The organism is Candidatus Baltobacteraceae bacterium (assembly GCA_036488875.1).
Taxonomy (GTDB): Bacteria; Vulcanimicrobiota; Vulcanimicrobiia; order Vulcanimicrobiales; family Vulcanimicrobiaceae; genus JAFAHZ01.
Genome location: DASXGW010000013.1, coordinates 254556 through 275754 on the forward strand (window position 1 = coordinate 254556; position 21199 = coordinate 275754).

Annotated in this window: 18 protein-coding genes; 8 read left to right on the plus strand and 10 right to left on the minus strand. The window is 63.1% G+C overall.

The window, feature by feature from the left end; genetic code table 11:
- The first annotated feature begins 4 nt into the window (after window positions 1–4).
- Window positions 5–919: a 2-dehydropantoate 2-reductase gene (panE, locus tag VGG89_15790; protein ID HEY1978013.1), complete on the plus strand. Its 915-nt coding sequence runs from the start codon at window positions 5–7 to the stop codon at window positions 917–919.
- Here panE and VGG89_15795 read toward each other — a convergent pair.
- Window positions 909–2411 (minus strand): aldehyde dehydrogenase family protein, encoded by a 1503-nt coding sequence (locus tag VGG89_15795; protein HEY1978014.1) that lies wholly within the window; start codon window positions 2409–2411, stop codon window positions 909–911. The genes panE and VGG89_15795 overlap by 11 nt on opposite strands.
- 54 nt (window positions 2412–2465) lie before the next feature.
- Between VGG89_15795 and VGG89_15800 the strand changes: the two genes are divergently transcribed.
- Window positions 2466–3440, plus strand: coding sequence for a quinone oxidoreductase (locus VGG89_15800; GenBank protein HEY1978015.1), 975 nt, complete (start codon window positions 2466–2468; stop codon window positions 3438–3440).
- 100 nt (window positions 3441–3540) lie between these two features.
- Here the strand turns inward: VGG89_15800 and VGG89_15805 are convergent, their stop codons facing one another.
- The gene (locus VGG89_15805) at window positions 3541–3882 is read right to left on the minus strand and encodes a hypothetical protein (protein ID HEY1978016.1); all 342 of its coding nucleotides are present in this window, start codon (window positions 3880–3882) and stop codon (window positions 3541–3543) included.
- A gap of 155 nt (window positions 3883–4037) precedes the next feature.
- Between VGG89_15805 and VGG89_15810 the strand changes: the two genes are divergently transcribed.
- Window positions 4038–5081 carry a hypothetical protein gene (locus tag VGG89_15810; GenBank protein ID HEY1978017.1) on the plus strand — a complete coding sequence of 348 codons (1044 nt, stop codon included), beginning with the start codon at window positions 4038–4040 and terminating at the stop codon, window positions 5079–5081.
- Between the two features lie 52 nt (window positions 5082–5133).
- Window positions 5134–5403 (plus strand): STAS domain-containing protein, encoded by a 270-nt coding sequence (locus VGG89_15815; GenBank protein HEY1978018.1) that lies wholly within the window; start codon window positions 5134–5136, stop codon window positions 5401–5403.
- On the opposite strand, the gene VGG89_15820 is transcribed toward VGG89_15815, so the two are convergent.
- Window positions 5400–5891, minus strand: a complete 492-nt coding sequence (locus VGG89_15820; GenBank protein ID HEY1978019.1) for a MarR family transcriptional regulator — start codon at window positions 5889–5891, stop codon at window positions 5400–5402. The genes VGG89_15815 and VGG89_15820 overlap by 4 nt on opposite strands.
- Window positions 5892–5966: 75 nt before the next feature.
- On the opposite strand from VGG89_15820, the gene VGG89_15825 reads away from it, so the two are divergent.
- Window positions 5967–6419, plus strand: coding sequence for a VOC family protein (locus VGG89_15825; protein HEY1978020.1), 453 nt, complete (start codon window positions 5967–5969; stop codon window positions 6417–6419).
- Here VGG89_15825 and VGG89_15830 read toward each other — a convergent pair.
- From VGG89_15830 to VGG89_15850, 5 genes are all read right to left on the minus strand, one after another.
- Window positions 6369–8522, minus strand: coding sequence for a SulP family inorganic anion transporter (locus tag VGG89_15830; GenBank protein ID HEY1978021.1), 2154 nt, complete (start codon window positions 8520–8522; stop codon window positions 6369–6371). The genes VGG89_15825 and VGG89_15830 overlap by 51 nt on opposite strands.
- Window positions 8523–8563: 41 nt before the next feature.
- Window positions 8564–9847, minus strand: a complete 1284-nt coding sequence (locus VGG89_15835; GenBank protein HEY1978022.1) for a S53 family peptidase — start codon at window positions 9845–9847, stop codon at window positions 8564–8566.
- 176 nt (window positions 9848–10023) lie between these two features.
- Window positions 10024–10956, minus strand: coding sequence for an HD-GYP domain-containing protein (locus tag VGG89_15840; protein ID HEY1978023.1), 933 nt, complete (start codon window positions 10954–10956; stop codon window positions 10024–10026).
- Window positions 10953–13298 carry an AAA family ATPase gene (locus VGG89_15845; GenBank protein ID HEY1978024.1) on the minus strand — a complete coding sequence of 782 codons (2346 nt, stop codon included), beginning with the start codon at window positions 13296–13298 and terminating at the stop codon, window positions 10953–10955. Before VGG89_15845 ends, VGG89_15840 begins: the two co-directional genes overlap by 4 nt.
- Window positions 13299–13335: 37 nt before the next feature.
- Entirely contained in the window at window positions 13336–15126 is a 1791-nt protein-coding gene (locus tag VGG89_15850; GenBank protein ID HEY1978025.1) for a multicopper oxidase domain-containing protein, read from the minus strand.
- Between the two features lie 155 nt (window positions 15127–15281).
- Between VGG89_15850 and VGG89_15855 the strand changes: the two genes are divergently transcribed.
- The 3 genes from VGG89_15855 to VGG89_15865 are packed head-to-tail and all read left to right on the plus strand — an operon-like array spanning window position 15282 to window position 18324.
- A complete protein-coding gene (locus VGG89_15855) occupies window positions 15282–16244 on the plus strand; it encodes a GlxA family transcriptional regulator (protein HEY1978026.1) in 963 nt (320 codons plus the stop codon).
- Window positions 16241–17755 (plus strand): glycosyltransferase family 39 protein, encoded by a 1515-nt coding sequence (locus tag VGG89_15860; protein ID HEY1978027.1) that lies wholly within the window; start codon window positions 16241–16243, stop codon window positions 17753–17755. The genes VGG89_15855 and VGG89_15860 overlap by 4 nt, the downstream gene beginning before the upstream one ends.
- A 14-nt stretch (window positions 17756–17769) precedes the next feature.
- Window positions 17770–18324, plus strand: coding sequence for a dihydrofolate reductase family protein (locus VGG89_15865; GenBank protein ID HEY1978028.1), 555 nt, complete (start codon window positions 17770–17772; stop codon window positions 18322–18324).
- Here the strand turns inward: VGG89_15865 and VGG89_15870 are convergent.
- Window positions 18244–19188 (minus strand): EamA family transporter, encoded by a 945-nt coding sequence (locus tag VGG89_15870; GenBank protein HEY1978029.1) that lies wholly within the window; start codon window positions 19186–19188, stop codon window positions 18244–18246. The two genes, VGG89_15865 and VGG89_15870, sit on opposite strands and share 81 nt — an antisense overlap.
- Window positions 19189–19228: 40 nt before the next feature.
- On the minus strand, window positions 19229–21064 hold the full coding sequence (locus VGG89_15875; GenBank protein ID HEY1978030.1) for a PQQ-binding-like beta-propeller repeat protein: 1836 nt from the start codon (window positions 21062–21064) through the stop codon (window positions 19229–19231).
- Window positions 21065–21199 lie beyond the last annotated feature (135 nt).

Sequence of the window (21199 nt, forward strand, 5' to 3'; positions counted from 1 at the left end):
AGCCATGGCGATGCGCATACTCGTCGTGGGTGCGGGGGCGGTCGGCGGCTACTTCGGCGGCCGCCTCGCACAAGCCGGACGTGACGTTACGTTTCTCGTGCGCGACGGCCGCGCCGCAGTGCTGCGCACGAACGGGCTCGAGATCGTGAGCCCGCACGGCGACGCAAAAATAACTCCCGGCATCGTCACGAAGGCCGAGCTGAACGAGCCGTATGGCCTGGTGCTGCTAGCCGTCAAACAGTACGCACTGGAATCCGCGATCGGCGAATTCGCACCCGCAATCGGCCCAGACACGGTGATTTTGCCGGTCCTCAACGGCGTTCGTCACATCGACTTGCTCAGTGCGAAATTCGGCAGGTCACACGTCTTGGGCGGCGTCTGCATCGTCGCGACGACGCTCGACGAAAAAGGACGTATCGTTCAGCTTCGCGAGATGCAAGAACTGACCTACGGTGAGCTCGACGGCAGCAACTCCGCGCGCGTGCTCGATGTCGATCGCAGCCTCCAGGGCGCCGGTTTCACCGCACGGTTGTCTTCGAGCATCGAGTTGGAGATGTGGGAGAAGTGGGTTTTCATCGCGACGCTCGGCACCATTACGTGTCTGCTTCGCGGAAGCGTCGGTCAGATTGCGCGGGCACCCCGAGGTCGCGACCTAACAGGCGCGGCGATAGACGAGTGCGTATCGGTGGCAACGGCGGCCGGATACGCGCCGCGCGCGCCGGCCTTGGAACGAATCCGCACGACATTAACGGACCCCGATTCCAACCTAACCTCGTCGCTGTATCGCGACCTGCAAAGCGGCGCGAAGCTCGAAGCCGACGCCATCATCGGCGATATGTGCGTTCGCGGCGAAGCCGCGGGCGTGAAACTCCCGCTGCTCGCCGCTGCCTACGCCCAGCTGTCGATAGCTATGGCGTGAAGTTCACGCCCTGCGAGAGTACCAATCCGTTTGCGTAGTTGATCGTGGCCGTGACGCGGCGCATGTAGGCCTTCCAGCAATCCGACCCGGACTCGCGACCGCCGCCCGTCTCCTTTTCGCCGCCGAAGGCGCCGCCGATTTCGGCCCCCGAAGGAGACGTGTTGACGTTGACGATGCCGCAGTCGCTGCCTTGCGCGGACATGAACGTTTCGGCTTCGGCCAGATCTCGCGTGACGATCGCCGAAGAGAGACCTTGCCGAACGCCGTTATTCGTTGCAATGGCTTCGCGAAGCTCTCGATAATGCATCGCGTAGAGAATCGGCGCAAACGTCTCCTGACGAACGATCTCGGTTTGACCGGGCATCTCGACGAGCGCGGGTTCGACGTAAAACGCGTGCGGGAAGCGATCCTCGAGAACGCGCCGTCCGCCGTACACCGTGCCGCCTTCTCGACGCGCGGCCGCCAGGGCATCGGTCATTCGCTCGAACGCGCCGGCGTCGATGAGCGGCCCCACGAGCGTTTCATCATCCAGCGGGTTGCCGATCGAAATGCGGGCGTAGGCCGATCGTATTTTTGCGACGAGTTCCTCGTAGACGGTTTCGTCAATCAGCACGCGTCGCAATGTAGTGCAGCGCTGGCCGGCCGTTCCGGCGGCGCCGAACACAATCGCTTGCAGTGCCAGATCCAAGTCGGCCGTTGCGGTCACGATCATCGCGTTGTTGCCGCCGAGCTCCAGCAGGCTGCGCCCAAACCGGCGAGCGACGCGCGTCCCGACGTCGCGGCCCATCGCGGTCGAACCAGTCGCCGAGACGAGGTCGACGCCTTGGTTTTCAACTAGAGCCATGCCGGCTTCGCGGTCGCCGACGAGAAGCTGATGAAGTCCGTCAGGCGCGCCAAACGCTTTGCCTGCGCGGTCGAGCAGCGCGGACGAGGCGAGTGCGGTAAGCGGCGCTTTTTCGGAGGGCTTCCATATCACGGCATCGCCGCAGATCAATGCGAGGGCCGTATTCCAAGCCCACACCGCTCCGGGGAAATTGAACGCCGTGATGACCGCGACCACGCCCAACGGATGCCAAAGCTCGCGTAGCGCGTGATCCGCGCGCTCGGACGCGATCGTTCGTCCGTAGAGCTGACGCGATAATCCGACCGCGAAGTCGCAGATGTCGATCATCTCCTGAACCTCGCCGAGACTCTCAGTCGCGATCTTCCCGACCTCGAGACTGATGAGGAGCGCCAGATCCGTTTTATGCTTGCGCAGCTCCTCGCCGAATCGGCGAACGAGCTCGCCGCGTCGCGGTGCCGGTGACTGCGACCACGCCGTAAATCCGGCTCGCGCCTTTTCGATCGCGAGTTCGGCCGCGCGCCCGTCCTCCGTGGCAATCGACGCCAGCGGCGAACCGTCGATCGGCGAATGTACTTTTGCGCTACCGGAGCGAATCGACGCTCCCATGCGCGCGAGCGCTTGCGCCGCCTCTTGTGCGTACTGCGACATAGGGTCACGTTTGCCGAGCGATTTTTCCGATTCCTCTGTAGAGAGCTGCCGCGCTTGGCGGCGAACGTTATGGCCAACGTGAAAGCGCTCTACTTCGAACGATTCGGCGGACCCGACGTACTGACATACGGCGACATTGCCGATCCGGTGTCGTCGCGCGGTCACGCGCTCGTGGAAACGGCCGCGATCGGTTTGAACTTTGCGGACGTCTACCGCCGGCGCGGAAACTATCATCTCGCGGGCGAGCCTCCGTTCGTCGCAGGGTACGAAGCGGCCGGCACCGTCGTGCAGTGCGGCGACGGAGCGCCGCCGTCAATACAACCGGGTACGCGCGTGGCCTTCGCCGACAGTCCGTTTGCCAACGCCGAGCTCGTCGCCGTTCCGTACGACAAACTGGTCGTGCTGCCGGACGGCATCGACTTCAACACTGCGGCCGCAGTGCTGCTGCAAGGGCTGACCGCACAGTACCTGATCTCAGACAGCTACACTGCGATGCCGAACGATACGGCCGTCGTGCACGCCGCGGCCGGCGGCGTCGGGCTGCTGCTCGTCCAACTTCTCGTGCACGCCGGCGCGCGCGCGATCGCGTTCGCCTCGACGGCCGAAAAGTGCGCGGCCGCACGGCACTATGGCGCGGCGGAAGCGTACACGTATGCCGAGGGATGGCCCGAACGGGCGCACGGCGCCAACGTTGTCTACGACTCGGTCGGCTCGACGCTCGATGCGTCCATCGACAGCGTTCGAACCGGCGGTACGGTCGTGTTTTACGGCTTTGCCGGCGGCGATCCGAAGCCGGTCGACCCACGCGTGCTGATGGACGGCTCGAAGCGACTCGTCGGAGGCGATCTCTGGAACGTCCTGACGTCTCACGACGAGCGCGAACGGCGAACGAGCAAGCTCTTCGAACTCATCCTCACCGGCGCACTGCGCGTTCCGATCGCAAGGACGTTCGCGCTGAGCGACGGATCGGCAGCGCACGAGTACCTCGAGAATCGCTCGGCGATTGGCAAAGTGCTGCTCATCCCATGACCGGGAACCAGATACTGATTCTTTCGCCTACGCGGTCTACCCCGAGCCTTTGCACCACCGAGGGGGCACTCGCACCCAGCTTAATGCCCGATTGCGCGCGTTACTTCTCGTTGGCGAGGATGGCAAAGGCGAGTGCGCCGAACGCCGCGCCCACGAGAATGTCGCTGCCGGCATCGCGATCGATCCGCGGCGCGACGAGCATCATCAGCGAGGCGTTGAACAAGAGACCTGCGAGCGCTCCGGAGAGCGCACCGGCGAAGGACGCCACGAAGACCATGAAGTTGCGATCGCCCTCAATAGCCGGCAGCGCAGCGGCTTCGATGCCAAGCGAAGTCACCCGCCGGCGACAGCGCTCGACCAACTCCGGCCACTGGCGACGGAATTGCAGATTCGTCACCACGACGTACGCCGCGCTCGCAAGAAGCACGATGGTTGTAAACACCCGGACAGGTTCGTCCATTCCCATCCCCCAGACGGCACGAGCCGCCAGCCACACCGCAAAATCTTGTAGAATGGCGGGATGAACACCTCTCCCGAGCCCCGTCCGCCGCTGCCCCCGTTACCCGGTGGCCGTTGGGTCCGCGTCCCGCCGAAGGCATGAAACCGTTCGCGCTTACCCTTGCGCTGCTGACGCTAGCGGCGACCGGTAGGGCTTTGCCGTTAGGCGAGTCTCAGGAATCGTTCATCACTCGCGCGGTGGTTAGCGAAAGCCGCCTTTGGTTACTTTCGGACGGCGGGGCGTTGTCGAGTGTCGCACTCGACACGCGCCGGCGATCGATTGAAACGTTCGCAGGCCGTGTTCTAGACATTTGCGCCGCGAACCACACGCTCTTCGCCATCTCGGAGGCGCCCGGCGATGACGGCGTCTGGGTTGAGTCCCACCGTCGAGCGCAGGCGTGGGTCGAAGACGTAAAGGTGCCGAAAGGCGGCGAAAAATTCATTGGTTTCGGATGCGACGAATCCGGGACGGTCCTCGTAACCAATCGTCGCCTTATCGTCGCCACCGGCTCCTCGTTCTCTGCCGTCCGGCTGTCGAAAGATCTGCCGATCCATTCCGAGGTCGCGACCGTTTTCGCGACCTCCAAGTACGTGTTCGTCGGCATAAACCGAGGTGAGTGGGGCGGCGGGTTACGACGAATCGATCGAAGCACGGGCGAAACCAGCGTGATCGAGCGCAACGAGAGCGGCGCACTTTGCGGAGGTCCGCTGAACACCGCATGCGATCCCGTTAACGCGATCGCCGCCGATCCTTGGGCGCCAGACTGTATCATTGTGGCGGTCGGACTCGTCCATATGGCGCCGCACGGGAGAATCGACGAGGTGTGCGGGGACAACGTCAGGCGTCTGTATTTCAAGGTGTGGGAGAACGGCGGTCCCCAACATCCCGGCGAGGATGAACCTTTCATGACTGTAGCGTTCTACGGTCTGATCGTCGACGGCGCAACGGTGGGGGCTTTGGGAATAGACGGGATCTATAATATTCATCGCGACGGAACCGCCACGGTGACACCTCTACCGAAATTCGAGGATGACGGAGGAGTCTACGTCGGCGTGGCGCTTCCTAACGCGATTGTAGTCTTGACCGACGCTAACCGTCGCCGCGCCGTCGGCGGCAGCGTCCCGATTCTCGCTCAACGGTAGAATCGCCCCGCGTTGGACGGTTTGTGGACGCACCGCGGTTTACCATGGGAGCATGAAGTATACGACCATCGTCTACGAGCGCACGTGCGAGCAGCTCGAAGCTGCCACGCTCGAGGCGCTCAACGAGGGCCGCAACGTTATCGTTAACCTCGACTACGTGCCGGTGTTGGGTATTGAAGACATGCGCCGCCTGATCAAACTCTTGCGGCAGAGCCGCGACATCGGCGGCGAGTTCGCGCTGCGCGCGACGCGGCCCGACGTGCGCAAGACGCTGGCCGTGACGGCGCTCGATCGCGTCTTTACGGTCGTCGACGCCGCCTAAACGTCGCCCAAACTCATCAATAGCTTACGCAGCAGCTCGTTGAGCTGCTGGCGTTCGCGCGCGTTCAGCGCCGACAGCAGACGCTCTTCGTTGGCGACGTGTTTGCTCGTTGCCGTATCGATGAGCGTCTTGCCTTTGGCCGTCAATCGGACGAGCGTTCCGCGGCGATCGTCGGGATCCGGGCGCCGCGCGACGAGGCCGGCCTCTTCCAGGCGATCGATGCGGTTAGTCATGGCGCCCGAGGTCAGCATCATCTCGCGGTAGAGCTCGGTCGGCGACAACTGATACGGCGCGCCCGAGCGGCGCAGCGACGCGAGGACGTCGAAGGTTTCGCCCTGCAGCCCAGACGCGCCGTGCGTCTCGTCCAGCTTTGGGCGCAGCGCAGCCGCCGCGCGCTGTAAGCGTCCGACCACGGCCATGGCGTGGGTATCGAGATCGGGGCGTTCGCCCTTCCATTGGGCGACGATGGCATCGATTCGGTCACGCATATCTTAGCGTTAAGACACTTGACAGCCCGAGACCTCTAGATGTATCTTGATATTAAGATAATGAGGATGAAGCCAATGTCGAAGATCGCCGTCAAATCCCTCGACCACGTCGTATTCAACGTCGCCGACCCCGAACGCAGCGTCGCGTTCTATGCCGGGGTGCTGGGGTTGCAGCCGGAGCGCCTCGACCAGTACCGCGCCGGTACGGTACCCTTCCCGTCGGTGCGGGTCAACGGGCAGACCATCCTCGATTTCTTCCCCCCGAGCTATCACCGCGCGACGCCCGGCGGCAACAACGTCAATCACATTGCGCTCTCGCTCGACAACGCTCCGTACGAAATCGAGGCGTTTCTGCGCGATCGCGGCGTTCCGGTCGTGCGCGAAATGGAGGGCAATTTCGGCGCGCGAGGCGACGACGCGCACGCGTTCCAGGTGCTCGATCCCGACGGGAATACCATCGAACTGAGTGCTTATGTCTCAAACGTGCCGCGAGAGCAGGACGTTCTGGAACGACAGCCGATCCGATAACGTGCGGACGATCGTGCGGTGAATGGTTCCGGCAAGCTCGGGATCCGCGCGCTCGATGTTCGCGAACGCTTCGCGCGTAAGTTCGAAGACGACGCTAGGTTTTTCCGCGACGGCCGACGCGCTGCGCGGGGTCTGGCGATAGAGACCCATCTCGCCGAGCATCGTGTGCTCGCCCAGGCTGCGCAACCGCTGCATCGATCCGTCGTCTCTGCGCACGACGATACCGATATGCCCGCTCTCGATGAAGAACATCGAATCCGCCGCTTCGCCTTCACGACACAGCGTTTCGCCGGCAGCGATTTCGCGTCGCTGTAATACGGCAACCAAACGCGCGGCCACCCCGGCGTCACCGAACTCCGTCTCGAGCCATCCGCGCAGTGTCGGATCGTCGCCGGGCACCGTCGCATAGCGCTCGATGAGCTGGTCTTCGCCCCATTCCATGGCGTGATCGAGATCCGTAAAGCGCTTGACCCCATCGTCGAGCGGACCTGCCGCCGCAGCCCATTGCCGCGCAACGCCGTCGCTCATGGCGGCAAAGGCAATCGCCACGTCGGCGCGGTCAGCCGCTCGGGCCATTTTCACGAAGCTCGTTGCCGCCGCGGCGTCGATTCCGTTGACCCGGCTGAAATCGAGAATCGCAAATCGCGCCTTTCCGTCGATGACGGTATCCAAGAATCGCCGATACAGCCGGTCGGCAACGGCGAAAAAGAGAAATCCATGCAACGCGATCGCGCGAATCTCGTCACCGTGCTCGACGAGCGCCGCGAACTCCGACGGCGACCGCACGAGCGTGCTGCGATACTGCGCTCCGGACTGCACCGATGCGATTGCGGTCGTGCGGCTGTAGTTGAACGCAAAGATGGCCGTGCACGCGACCAGTCCGGCGATGATTCCGTAGAAAAAGCCGAAGCTCACGATGACGACGACGATGATCAAAAGCGCGACCCACTCCAACGCCGGCAGCGGTCGTCGCGTTTTGACGATCCACGTGTCGAGCATCGTGTAACCGATGTAGAGCAACAAACCGGCTAGCAGGTACACCGGTACGTACCTGCCGATGCTCGAACCGGCAAAGACGAGCGCCGCGCCGATGGCGGCGACGGTGTAGCCGGAGAGCCGGCCCTTCGCTCCGAGCCGAACGTTGAGGACGCTGCGCGCCAGCGCGAAGTATCCCACGAATCCGCCGAGTACGAGAGAGGCGATGTTTCCGATGCCGTCGGCACGCAGCTGTGCGTCGAGGTCGGCATCGGTTTGCGAAACGAGCTCGAAGGCGGTGGCGTTAATGAGAATCGTGATGGTGGATATGGCGGCGACGGTCACGATTTCGGGCCAAACCTGCCAGATTGCCGGCCACGCAATGTCGTGAAGGTTGAGGTTGAGATACCACAGCGACCAGCCCGCGCGATCGTTGGCTAACGGAAACCATCCCGCCGCTGCGGCCGCGTGCAATCCGCCCGGAAGCAGGCCTAGAACGGTGTCGCCGATGGCGACCGCGGCGACGAGCACCAGCGAGATGGCGGCGGCCGAGACGATGCGTCTGGCCGCGACGATAAGCGCCGCGGCGAGTGCGACGGTCGCAATCAGTTGAGCGAGCGGGGTCCCGTGCGTAAGCCCAGCGGCGTTCGCAGCGGTTGCCGGCATTCCGGTGGCGACACGCACCGAGCCGACGACGAGCAGCCATCCAACCGCGGCGATGAATCCACCCATCACGGGATACGGAATAATACGCACCCATCGCGCGCCGCGTACGAAACCAAGAAACGCGAGCAGCATCGCGGTGCACAGCGTGGCGATCGCGATCGCGGCCATAACCGTGACCAGCTGCGGCCCGGGCGGCGTGCCGCTCTGGCCCAGCGACAACGCCATTGCCGCGGCCATGGCCGCGAGAACGGCGGCGGCGTTACCGTCGACGCCGGCGATCGCCCGAGGAAACGGACCGAGCAGCGCGGTCGCGAGCATGCAGGTCGCCATCGCGATCAGCGATGCGGCGACGCCGACGCTCAAACCGTAAGACAGCGGTCCCGAAAAGATCAGCGCCGCGCACGACAAGGTGTAAGCCAGCGAAACGATCGCCGTTAAGATGCCGCTGGAAACGTCGCGCACGACCGCGCCTCCTTACACCGAGGGTGTAAGGGTATTCGCGCTTAGAGCCCGGCAACTCCGTTGGGCGTACCGAGACCCGTCGGTCCGTCGTATCCCAGCCCCGAGGTGCACAGATACGTCAGGCACAAGGCGTTGGCTCCCAGTAGGATGTCGTTGAAGCCGGACCTCGGCGCAGAATACAGTGTCGATGCGCCCGTTCCCGAGCGATTCGCCGACATCGCGTACAGTGCAGCGACGATTGGCGTCGAGACGCTCGTGCCGCCGTACGCGGCCCATCCCTGCATCGACTGGTTAGCGAAATAGGTGTCGTAGACCGAGACGCCGGGAACGGGATTTGCGATCGCAGCCACATCGTTGAGCGTACGCATCTTGCAACCCGCGTCGCGTTGCCACGCCGGCTTCGATACGTACTTGCTGCAGCCGCTGCCCGTGCTGCCCCACGCCGTTTCAAGCCACGCGAAACCGCTCAGAATCGGCAGCAGCGTCGTGCCGCCGACCGCCGTCACGTACGACGACGATGCCGGCCAGCCAACGCCGTATCCCGAATCTCCGGCGCCCGCCACGATCGGCGTGCCCGGATGGTTCCACTTGGGATTGTCCGCAGCGAGGGTCGCGCTTTCGGGCGTGGTGTAACTGTTGCTGACTACCGTCGCGCCCTTTTGGATCGCAATCTGCATCGCGGTCGTGAGCGCCTCGATGTCGGCCGACGGCGCTTCCGATACCAGCAGCTTGCAGTTCGGGCAAATCGCCGACGCCATATCGAGATCGATGGACAGCTCTTGCGCCCACGTTTCGCTGCCCGCGGGTAACGTGCTCGAACCGTCGGCACCGTTGACGAAGCGTAGGCAACCGTCGCTCGTGCCGCACGGCGGCAAACCGAACGTCGAACGGTAGGTGGAGAGATCGTTCTCGGCGTTAGGATCGCCGTAAGCGATCACGATGCCGATCGTTCCGCCGGCTGCGCCTTGCGGGACGTTATACGCGCTGGCCAGATCCGACGGTTGATATCCTGCAATTAGCGACGGCAGGAGCCCCAGTTGCGGCAATACGTCGAGGCGGCGAATCGCGCCGCACGAGACGCGTCCGACGATCGGCAATCCGCAGATGTTCAGCAGTTGCGGCAAGGCCGCGAAGTTGATGGGAATGGCGCGCGAAGAGATCGGGATCGCGCGCGAGCTGATCGGAATCGCACGCGAGCTGATCGGAAGGGCCTCGGTGTCGTGTCGGTGCATCCGGTGATGCGCCGCCTCCGGTGCGCCAGGCGCCGCCGTATCGTCCGACGGTAAAGCCGGTCCGGTTGCGGCCGCCGAACAGGCGGAAAGCAAAAAGCTCAGCGCGGCCACACAGGCCATGCTGGAGCGAGAGTTCCCTAGTTGCCACACCATGCGCGCTCTCGATCTGCTGAGGTAAGGTATCGTCTCCTACCTAACAGTATTTCCAACCGAGCGCTTCTTCAAGCAATGTAAAGCAATCGTTACACGGCGGTTATGGCAGGAAAGACCTACCCTGTCACGATCGCCCGCATCGCAGCGACAATCTCGGGGTCAAGGTGCGTCCCCGCGGCTTTATCGAGCAGCTCCAAGGCGCGTGAGGGTGCCATCGGCGGTCGGTAAGGCCGCCGCCCGATCATCGCGTTGAAGCAGTCGGCGACCGCCACGATTCGGGCGCTCAGCGGGATGTCGTCACCTCGCAAACCGTCCGGGTACCCCGCTCCGTCGAGGCGCTCGTGGTGGCTGCGGATTGCGGGCAAGAGCTCGGCCAGGAGCGGAAGGTCGGCCACGATCTCGGCGCCGTCGATCGTGTGTCGTCGCATGACGGCCCACTCGTCGTCATTGAGCGAGCGCGGAGCCAGCAGAATCGTTTCCGGAGTGCCGATTTTGCCCACGTCGTGGGCGAGGCCGCCGCGTTTAACCAGCAGGGTGTCGGCCGGTGATAAGCCGAGCTTGCGCGCCAGTCGCGCGCACCACGACGAGACCGCCTTGGAGTGTTCTGCGGTGATCGGGTCGTGCTCGAACAGGCGCACGATCAAGTCCGCCAAACACGCATCGATTTCATCGAACGGTTCGTCGCGTGCGATCGAAAGCGGCCGCGGCTTGCGCGCCGCCGCGTCGATCGTCTCGCCTAGCGCCATCAGCATAGTCTTGTCGGCAATACGCCCCTCGAGCGCCCCATTCTCAAGGACTTGCCGCCACGTCGCCGATAGCAGCACGCTCAAGCAGCCCAACTCCGGATGGCGTGCCGAGATATCTTCGAGCCACTGCATCAACCGCGCTGCGCTCGCACCGTCGGCGACTTCTGCGATGCGATCGAGCAACTGCATGACGACGATCTCGGTTGCCAGCGTTCGCTCCTGCGGCAAGATCGCGCGTTCCAACACCGCCGAAGCGACCTCGGGGCGCGAGCCCGAAGCGGTGCCTTCGACGCCGGCCCTCATGCGTGCGCCGCCAGCGGGAGGGGAAGCGCTTCGAGCATGCGCGCGAAGCCGCCGAAGTTGTTTGCATAGAGTGCGCGCAGCGCGCGATCCACCGCATCGTGGTTGGACGCCCCGTCGATGTGTTCGCCGATCGCGCGGACTGCATCGTGCAGAGCCGTCAGCCGCGCGGGCAGGCGCGATGCATCCAGCTCCGCAACGAATCGCTCTGCTTCGCCATTTCCTATTACGAGCGCTGCTGCAAGATACGCGAGCAGACGCGCTCGTGCCGAGCGGCTCGATTCTTGCTCGATCGAGCCGAGGGTTTCGGACACGCGGTCGATCGCCTCGCGCGCTTCGGCCGGCCGGCGCGCCGCGGCGGCGTAGAACGCCACTTCGCCCCAGCGGAGTGCGGTGCGGTCGGTTCCGGCTTGCTGCGCCGCCGTCGGGAACAACAAACGGTAAGCGTAATCGAACTCACCGCTCCACGAAGCGCGCAGCGCTTGCGCCGGCAGCAGTGATTCGTGCGAATCGGCGTCATCGTAGTGCAGATCGAAGGCGCGCAGCCCAGCCTCGCTGCGCGCTAACTCCGTCAGGTCGTGGCGCTCCACGGCAATCTCGAACGCATTGGTGAAATAATAGAGAAGAAACCCAAGGTTACCGGACTTTAGGCCATTTTCCAGCAACCGATCCAAGTACGTATGACCAGCTGTGGAGTCTTCGTCATCCATTGCTATCGCGAAGAGCGTGCTATAGGCGGCCGCCGCGACGTTAAACGACGAGGCTCGCTCCGCGGCTTCGACGGCCGCAATCGCATAGCGAGCACCTTCCTCGTTCTGCGAATCGCTATGATACACGTACGCGGCTCGCGCGAGAACGCGCGCTTTCATGGCATCGTCGCCGAGCGTGTGGGCGAGCGATAGGGATTTCCCGACGGCGTCGTGCGCACGATCGGAGTCGCCCGAGAGCATGTACGCCTCACCCAGCGCCGATAAGATCCCGGCCCGCAGGGAGGCCGGAAGCTCCTCGTTGGCCGCGTGCGGCGCGATCAAATCCAACGCGTCGGGGCGATACCGCCGCATCAGGTCGCATGCGAACAGATACTTGATTTCGATCATGCGCGTGTCGTTGTCGGCGGCGCGCGCGAGCGCCTGATTGAACCAGGATTCGGCCGCATCGAATCGGCCTAAACGCGAGGTGACGATCGCGCGCAAGGCCAGGACGATCGCCGATTCGACGTGCCCGCTGCGTTCGGAACAGGCCAACGCGCGTTCGACGACGTCGGCGTATCCTTGTTCCAAAAGCCTCAAGCCTTGCAATTCGAGCAATTTTGCCACCTGGTCGGGGTGATTGGCCTCCGCGTAAAGCTCCAGCGCTTCGGCAAAACGCTCGCGGCGGCGCAGCGCCTGTCCCGCTACGCCAATCGCGGTTTGCAGATCGCGCGGGTCTATCGATTGCATGCGTCCGCGCAGCGCTTCGGCCACTAAGTCGTGATACCGCTCGCCGGAGGCGCCTAAGAAAAGGTAGGGCGCGCGACGGCGCAGGTTGCCAACTGCGTCGCTCGCCGGGCCGGTTCCGAGCAGCTCTTCGGAGAGGTCGGGCATCAGCGCCGTGCCGATCAGTGCGCGCAGCTCCCAAGAGTCGCATTGAGCCAGAAGTGCGTCGATCATGGGTTCGAACGCCGAAAAGCGGGTCATCGAGCTCGTCCCGGCCGTGGAGAGGGCGTGCACGGTGGCGGCGACGCCCGTCGCCCACCCGCCGGTTTCTTCGACGATGCGGTCGCAAGCGGCGGCACCGAGAGCGACGCCGGCGTTACGTCCGAGCGCGGCCACGTCGTCGCGGTCGAACGCCAAGTCGGTGCCTTCCAGCGGAACGTCCATCCAACGGAACGCCATCCACACGGGCAGCGAAAAACCGTCGGCGTCGCGCGTCGATACGATCCAGCGCACGTTGTCCGCCATGCGGTCGATCAGCGACGCCACGAACGCCTCCGATTGCGGATCGCCGGCGGCGTTGTGGAGGTTGTCGATTGCGATAACGACGTCGAGTGCCTTGATGTGCTCGTGCAGCCACGCCGCCAGATCCTCGGCCGGGCGCTGCGAAACGACGGCCTTTTCGTAGGCGCCCGCGAACGCACTCCTGGCGCCCGGCGCTCTTGCCGCCAGCGCTTCGGTAAACCCATAGACGAAGCGCGCAAACGTGCTCCGCTCGCGCTTGAGGTCGTAGAGAACCCAATCTTGCCCGCTCGCCGCAAGGTAGTCGCGTAACGCCACGCTCTTCCCGCAACCGGCCGGACCCCGCACGAAGAGAATGGGGAAGTCAGCCCGCCGTTGGAACTCGCGCGTCACGCGGTCGCGCTTGACCATGACGCTTTTCTATTTCGGCGCCCCGGAGGGCAGTACTTTACTGGATCAGGAAATTCTGCATCATGCCGGTGTCCTCGTGGCTGAGGAAGTGGCAGTGGTGCACCGTTTTTCCACGCCATTGCAGCCAGCGAACCCGAATCGTGATACTGCCGTTCTTACCGTCGTCCCGGCTGCGTTTGGGCGGAACGTAGAACGTGTCCCAGATTTCCGGCTCGTCGAGCACTTTGTCGTTAATGGCGACCAGCCAAAATGAGTTGACGTGGAGGTGGAACGGATGAATGCTGCCCGTGGCGTTCTCGATGCGCCATTCGACCGTGTCGCCGAGCTTCACCGTCGTCGGGCACACCTCTTCCATATAGTGCACGCCGTTGACCAAGAAGTCGAATCCGGTGAGGATCGTATTACTATCGCCTTTGAAGCTAAACTCGAACGTCTTACCCTCCGCCGACGGTTTTTCGATGAACGGATACTCGCGCTCGGGTAAGGGCAGCGATTTCGGAAACTCCATCGCCTTCGGCGTTCCGGCTACAACGAATGTCATGAACGCGATCTTGGTTCCCGGGCCGTGCAGATCGTCGGCTTTTAACGACGAGAGCGTATAGGTTCCGGGCGTGTTGGGCGCTTGGATCAAGAACTCGATGCGATTCCCCGGCACCGTCATGCGAACGGGCGCATCGATGAAGTTCTTCACGGTGAGTCCACCGAGTAGACCGAGCTTCCCGCTCATGTCGATCTTCTTGGGTGCCTTTAAGTTCACGCCGTCGAATGCGATTTGCCTGACGTCCATGGTTGCGCCGGTGGTATCGTTGACCAAGACCAGTGGAAGCGCGTGCTGATTGCAGCCGTTGAGCAGCCGCAGGCGGATAATTTCGCCGGGCTGCATCGTAAAGGTTGGGGTCGGGAGGACCGGTTCGTAGGTCTTTTTGCCGTACACGCTGGCGTCTTCCCACATCACGCCGCGGGCGTCGGTGCGCCCCTCGGATCCATCGGTGGACACGGTAAACATCGTGTAGTCGGTATCGACGTAGTATCCGCCTTCGTTCCTTGGCTTATACGCGATGGGTTCGAGGTCGTAATGATTCGTCTTCTTGCCTTTGTTCACTTGAAGCGACTGGATCACCAAAAAGAGTTCGCGTGCGGCCGCAATCTCCGGAACCGCGTCGATCGGTCCGCGCACGACGATGAGCCCGGCCATGCCGTTGGATACCTGAACGTCGGTCGAACCGTGGTGGTGAGGATGATACCAGTGTAAACCCGACGGATGATTCTGAGGAACCGGAAGCGGAAAGTGGAACTGGTGACCGGGCTCGATCCCAAGCATCGGCGCAGCCGGATTCGAGGTACCGAGCGGCTCGAACAGATGCGGTATCGTCTGGATGCCGTGCGTGTGCAGGTTCGTCGTGTTGAAGTCGTGGGGATTGTTCATGCAATCGATGGGGCCGGTTGCCATTCGGTAGTGCCGCGGATTGGGTTCCGCATCTTCCATCTCGTCGTGGATGGCGGGCGCCCGCATCGGCCCTTTCGGGCACGGAGCTTTCGGGTTTCGCGGCAACTTATTGACGATCGTGACGTCGAGCAGTTCGCCCGTCCGCGTCACGAGCGTCGGGCCTGGAATGTGGCCGTCGTACGTGCGGGTTCGGAAAATCTTACCGTCGATACTCGTGGTTGCGTACTTTACGGTAACCGAGTATTTGCGTCCTGAAGCGCGTCCGGTAACGAGCGGCTCAAGCTCGCTTACCGGCCCACCAAAGCGACCGCTGCAAGCGGCAACCGCGGCTGCCGATACGCCTGCGGCAGCGGCAACAACGACAAAGCGGCGACGATTCATACACGAACCTCCCGAAATTAGAAAACGTTCCCAGCAGAATCAAAAGTTCCAGACGAAAGCGCCTGCGCCTGCTACGTTAGACCCAGGACGATGATGTCCGAAATCGCCGCTTTCCGGTCATTGCGGCCATGGCCGGTTCTCTCTAGACTTTAGTCATGAAAACGCGACGCATTGGAATCGTCGGATACGACGGAGTTCAGGCGCTCGACGTCATCGGCCCCGCCGATACGTTCGCAGCCGCGAACGCCGAGGCCGGCGGGAAGGTCCCGCCGTACGAGGTCGTCCTGGTGGGCGTCCGCAAAGGACGCGTCAAAACCGAATCGGGACTCAGTCTGTTCGCGGAGGAAACGCTCGCCGAAGGCGGCTTGTTCGATACGATCGTCGTTCCCGGCGGTCGCGGAATTCGCGTCGACCCGAAGGTGCGCGAGGCCGTTTCGCGCTGGCTTCGCGCCAACGCCGCGAAGGCGAGGCGCGTCGCCTCCGTATGCACCGGAATTTACGCCCTCGCCGATGCCGGCCTGCTCGACGGACGCTTCGCCACCACGCATTGGCGCTATGCAAGCGACGTGCGCGATACGTGGAAGAAGGTCAGCATGAATGCCGATGCCATCTTCGTCAAAGACGGCAAGTACTACACTTCGGCCGGGATTACCGCGGGTATCGATCTCTGCTTGTCGTTCGTCGAAGAAGATTGCGGACAGGAAGTCGCGCTCAAAGTCGCACGCGAGCTGGTCGTTTATCTCAAACGCTCGGGCGGCCAGATGCAGTATTCGCAGCCGCTCCTACTGCAGACGCAGGCGAAAGAGCACTTCGGCGACATCGCCGGCTGGATTCGCGGACATCTCGCGGACAACTTGACGATCGAGTCGATCGCCGAACATGCCAATCTTAGCCCGCGCCACTTCACGCGCAAGTTCAAGCATTTGCTCGGCGTTACGCCGGCTGATTTCGTGGAGGAGCTGAGGCTCGACGAAGCGCGCTGGCTGCTCGTCAACGCGCGCGATTCCATTAGCAAGGTCGCAGAAAACGTCGGATACTCGAGCGACGATACGTTCCGCCGGGCGTTCGAGCGCCGGTTCGGAGTCGCGCCAACGGAATACAGGAGCCGTTTCGGGTGAACGCGGCCCGCGTTCCGTTCGTCGCGGCGCTGGTGGCGCTGGCGGTTCACCTCGCCGGCAATCCGCATTACGGATTCTTCCGCGACGAGTTGTACTTTATTATTTGCGGCTTTCATCCGGCGTGGGGCTACGTCGACCAACCGCCGGTGACGCCGCTGCTTGCGGCCGGCTCGCAGCTGTTCGGCCACTCGCTGTTTTTACTGCGCGCGGTGCCGGCAATCTTCGCCGCCGCGGGCGCATACGTCACGTGCAAGATCGTGCTCGAGCTTGGCGGCGATGCGTTCGCAGAAGTCGTCGCTACGCTGGCCTACCTCTTTTGCAACGTGCTATTGGCCTTCGGCATGAAAGTGGGCCCCGACATGGTTGGGCTCTGGCTGTGGCCGCTGGCCGCGCTTTTCGTGCTGCGCATCGCCAAAGGCGGCGATCCGCGACTCTGGCTCGCCGCCGGCGCCGCAATAGGCTTCAGCCTCGAAAGCAAGTACAGCGTGATTTTCTTTACCGTCGCGCTGATCGCCGGCATTGCGCTGACGCCGCAGCGCCGGATGCTGTTCTCGCGCTGGTGTCTCGCCGGTGCTGCGCTCGCCGTCGTCATCGCGCTGCCGAACTTCATCTGGCAAGCCGTTCACGGCTACCCGATGTTCGAGTTGCTGCGCAATGCGCAAACGATGGGCAAGAACGTCGTCGTCAGCCCCGGCGTTTACCTCTTCCAGCAGCTGCTTCTGACGAATCTGTTTCTCTCGCCGGTGTGGATCGTGGGTTTGATCCGGCTGTTCCGCGACGGATCCGCACGGTTTTTGGCGTGGACATACGCGATCCTCATCCTGCTGATGATCGTCGCGCACGGCAAGCACTACTATCCCGGCGACGTGTACCCGATCGTCATTGCCGCCGGCGGCGTCGCAATCGAGCGCTGGACGCAAAACGTTAGACTCGTACGCGTCGCGCTCGTGCCGGTAATGATCGTCGCGGGATTGTTCTTCCTGCCGTTCTCGCTGCCGGTTCTCGGCGAGACGCAAATGGTCGATTATCAGCAGTGGGTCGGCAACGTGCTGCACATCAGCCGCTCGACGATGGCGACGGAACACGGCCAAACCGCGCAGTTACCGACCGACTGGGCGGACATGCACGGTTGGCCGGAGCTCGTCGCGACGATCGCCGGTATCTATAACGCGCTGCCGCCCGATCACCGGCGCCAGGCGGCAATCGTCGCCAGTAACTATGGCGAAGCCGCCGCCGTCGATTTCTTTGGAAGCGCTTATGGCTTACCGCCGGCCGTCTCCGGTCACAACAACTACTGGCTATGGGGAACCCACGGCTACACGGGCAACGTCATCATCGACGTGCACGGCGACTGCGGTGCCCGCGATCACCTTTTCGCGTCGTCCCGCCGCGCCGCGGTGTTCGACGCACCATGGGTCATTTCGTACGAGCACGATGTTCCGATCATGGTCTGCAACGGTATCAAGATTCCGCTCGCCACGTTGTGGCCGAAACTCAGAAAGTACATTTAGAGTTCTTACTGCGTATGTCGAAGCTGATTTACATCACCAATACGTCGCTGGACGGGTACATCGAGGACGAAACCGGTAACTTTAACTGGCTCAGTGCCGATCAGGTGCACGCGTTTGCCGGTGAGTTGTTGCGGCCTGTCGGAACGTATCTCTACGGAAGGCGCCTTTATGAGACGATGGCCTACTGGGACGGACCGGTCGAGGACTATCGGCCCGAACACCGTGAGTTCGCTCGGATCTGGCAGAAGCCTGAGAAGATCGTTTTCTCACGAACGTTGACGAGCGCTGCGACACGCAGCACACGTATCGAACGGGACTTCAACCCGGAGACGATTCGAAAGCTCAAGCGGGAATCGGATCGCGACATCACCATCGGCGGTGCGGAGCTTGCCGCGGTTGCGATTGAAGCCGATCTCGTCGACGAATGTCACCTGCTGCTCCACTCGACGATCTTGGGTGACGGAAAGCCGGCATTTCGGCCCGGCGGCCTACGGCGTAGTCTCGAGCTCCTTGAGACGCGCCGAATCGGCACCGCAGTCGTTTACTTGCGTTACCGGATTGCCAAGTAAAATCACCACGACCGACGCGATCACGGCAACGCCGCCTGCGGCGACGTTCCACGTCATGGGTTCGTGCAGAAACGTAACGCCCAGCAGCACCGCCACGACCGGATTCACGTAGTTAAAGGTAGCGACCGTTGCAGCCGGCAGCGTGCGCAGGATGAACGCGAATGCCGTATATCCCGCCAGCGCCCCGCCGATAATCAGCCACAGCATCCCGAGCCACGATTGCAGCGAAACGGCCGCAAGGTTGAGATGTGAGGCTTCACCCAAGAACAAGCCGACGATCACCGCCAAAGCGCCGCCGGTGAGCATTTCTAAAGGCGCCGCGAGCGGATGATGCTCAGAACCACGCGCGTAGACCGAGCCGAGCGCCCACGAAAACGCACTGACGAGTAAAAGGACCATGTACCACGCGTCCGACCCACCCAAAGGGTGCCCGACGAGCAGTGCGATCCCTAGCGTACCCAACACTAAGCCCGCTGCCGACGCTGTGCCGATCGGTTTGCGTACGCGAATCGCTTCGAGCAGCAGCATCCAGATCGACGTGCTCGCTACCAAGAGCGCTGCGATGCTCGTATCGACGCGCGTCTCGGACACCGCCAATAATCCATTGCCGATCGTCAGCAGCAACACGCCGGTAACGGCGATGTGAAAAAGCTGCCGCGGCGTCGGCAGCGGCGGCTTCTTGTCGCGCGGCGCCAGCGCTCGCAAAATGGCGAACAACACCACCCCCGCGATAACGTACCGCGTACCGATCATTAAATAGGGCGGAAGCGTTTCGACACCGACACGAATCGCTAGATACGTCGATCCCCAGAGGAACCAAACGGCTACGAGCGCGATCGAGGGCAAATAGCGGCGAGCGGGCATCGCCCTCACAACACCGCGCGGCGGCGGCGAGTTTCGAGCGCTAAGGTTTTATTCGCCAGACCAAGTGATCGTTGTAGTTTGCGAGCCAGACGGTGCCGTAGCCGAAGTCGATAGCGTCGCCGCCGCGGCCGTACCACTGCTTGATGATGCGGGTGTTTTCTGCGTCGATTTTCGTAAACGGAACGCCCACCAGCGTCGTCCAGACGTACCCCGCGCCATACCTGACGTCGCCTCCGAAACCGGCGATATTCGCATAGATGCGCGCGGCCACGCGCTTATTCTTGGCATCGACGCGCGTCACCACGCCGTCACCCTGACCGATCGTCCAAATCGCGCCGCCGCCGGCCGCCACGAAGTGCGGACCGCCGGGAATCGGAATCGTCGTCAGCACTTGCCCGCTACTCGCGTCGACTGCCGTGAGCGCGTTCGACGCTTTGCTGGTGATCCACACCGTCCCATCGGCATAGACGGGATTCTGCGAGCCGGCGGCGACCGGAACGCGCTGACGAACCTTGCCGGTCGACGGGTCGATGCGCGACAGCTCGCGATCGCCGGTCGCCATCCACACGCTATCGGAGCTCGCGGTGATACCGCCTTCAGAGTTTGCGGGCGCGATAGGCAGCGTTGCGACGACGCGATTGGTCGCGGCATCGATCCGGGCCAGCGACGTTCCCTTACCGTTCGCGCACAGGGGAATCCAGACGCTCGAGAAACCGAACGCGGCGCCCGAACAGGGCACGCCCTTTACCGGAATGCGCGCCGCGATCTTACTGCCGGCGGCGTCGATGCGCTCGACTTCCTTTAAACTGATGTTTGCGATCCACATCGCGCCGGCGCCCGTCGCCATCCAATCGGGCCCTCCGCCCGTGACGATCGTCGTGCGCGGCACGTCGATCGAGGCGGCCGTCGGCGTCACGTGCAGTGAGAACAGCTGCGACGGTGACGCTTGGCGGCCGTCGCTATCCACCGCCATGTAGAACGCGCCGTCGGCGTTCTGCGCGAACTCCGCCGGCAGCAGATGTTTCTGCGGCAGATCGAACGTCGAGAGCTTGCCGCCGGCCGAGACGGTGGCAACCGCACCGGTGCCGTCGCGCTTGATCACGCCGAGGAAGACGCCGCCCAAACGGCTGCCGAAAATCGCTCCCGAATCGACGACGTTGGCGAGCTTGTACTCCGTGAGCGCTCCGGTCGTCGTCATCCGCGTCACCGCGTCGCGCTTACCGAACCAGAACGAATCGTCGATGGCGGTCGTAACGTCGCCGGTCAGATCGCCGCGTCCGGCGCTGAAATGGCGTACCTGGCCCGATGTCGTCAGGCGACCGATCGTGTGCGTGCCGACCTCGGTGAACCACAACGCCTTATCCGGCCCGGTGATCAGCGCGGTCGGATGGCTCGCGGCGCTTCCGACGCGGAACTCGGTGAACTTGCCGTCGGGGGCGACGCGCCCGATCTTGCCCGTCGCCCACTCGACGAACCACATAGCACCGTCGGGGCCGCGCGTAATGTCGAGCGGATGTGCGTTCTTCGTCGGCACCGGATACTCGATAATCTTCCGGTCGTACGTGATTTGCGCGAGTTTGTTCGCGGCGCTTTCCGTAAACCAGATCGTGTGATCCGCGGCGATATTGATCGAACCCGGCTGCGACCCCGGCGTCGGCGTGAGATAGCGTCGCTGCGTTCCATTCGTTGCGAACGCGACCACGCCCGACGTGCCGTCGGTCGTTCTATTATCGAACCAGATGCCTTTGAGCGGACCCTCGGGGTTGTAGACGATCCCGTGCGGATGCGCTTCCGGCACCGGAAACGCGGCAAATGTCGCGCAGGGCGTCGCGCAGCGAACGGGTGGCGCAGTGTCGCTCGAGGCAGCAGTCGTCACAAGTGCAAAAATGCACCCGCTCCAAACGATATAGGCAGGCAAGCGCATAACGAAAGTTTACGTTTCGACGTAACCGAGCCGTGCCCCGCCGAAGGACCCCGTTGCTCTCGCACAAAACGGTCACGCTCTAATCGC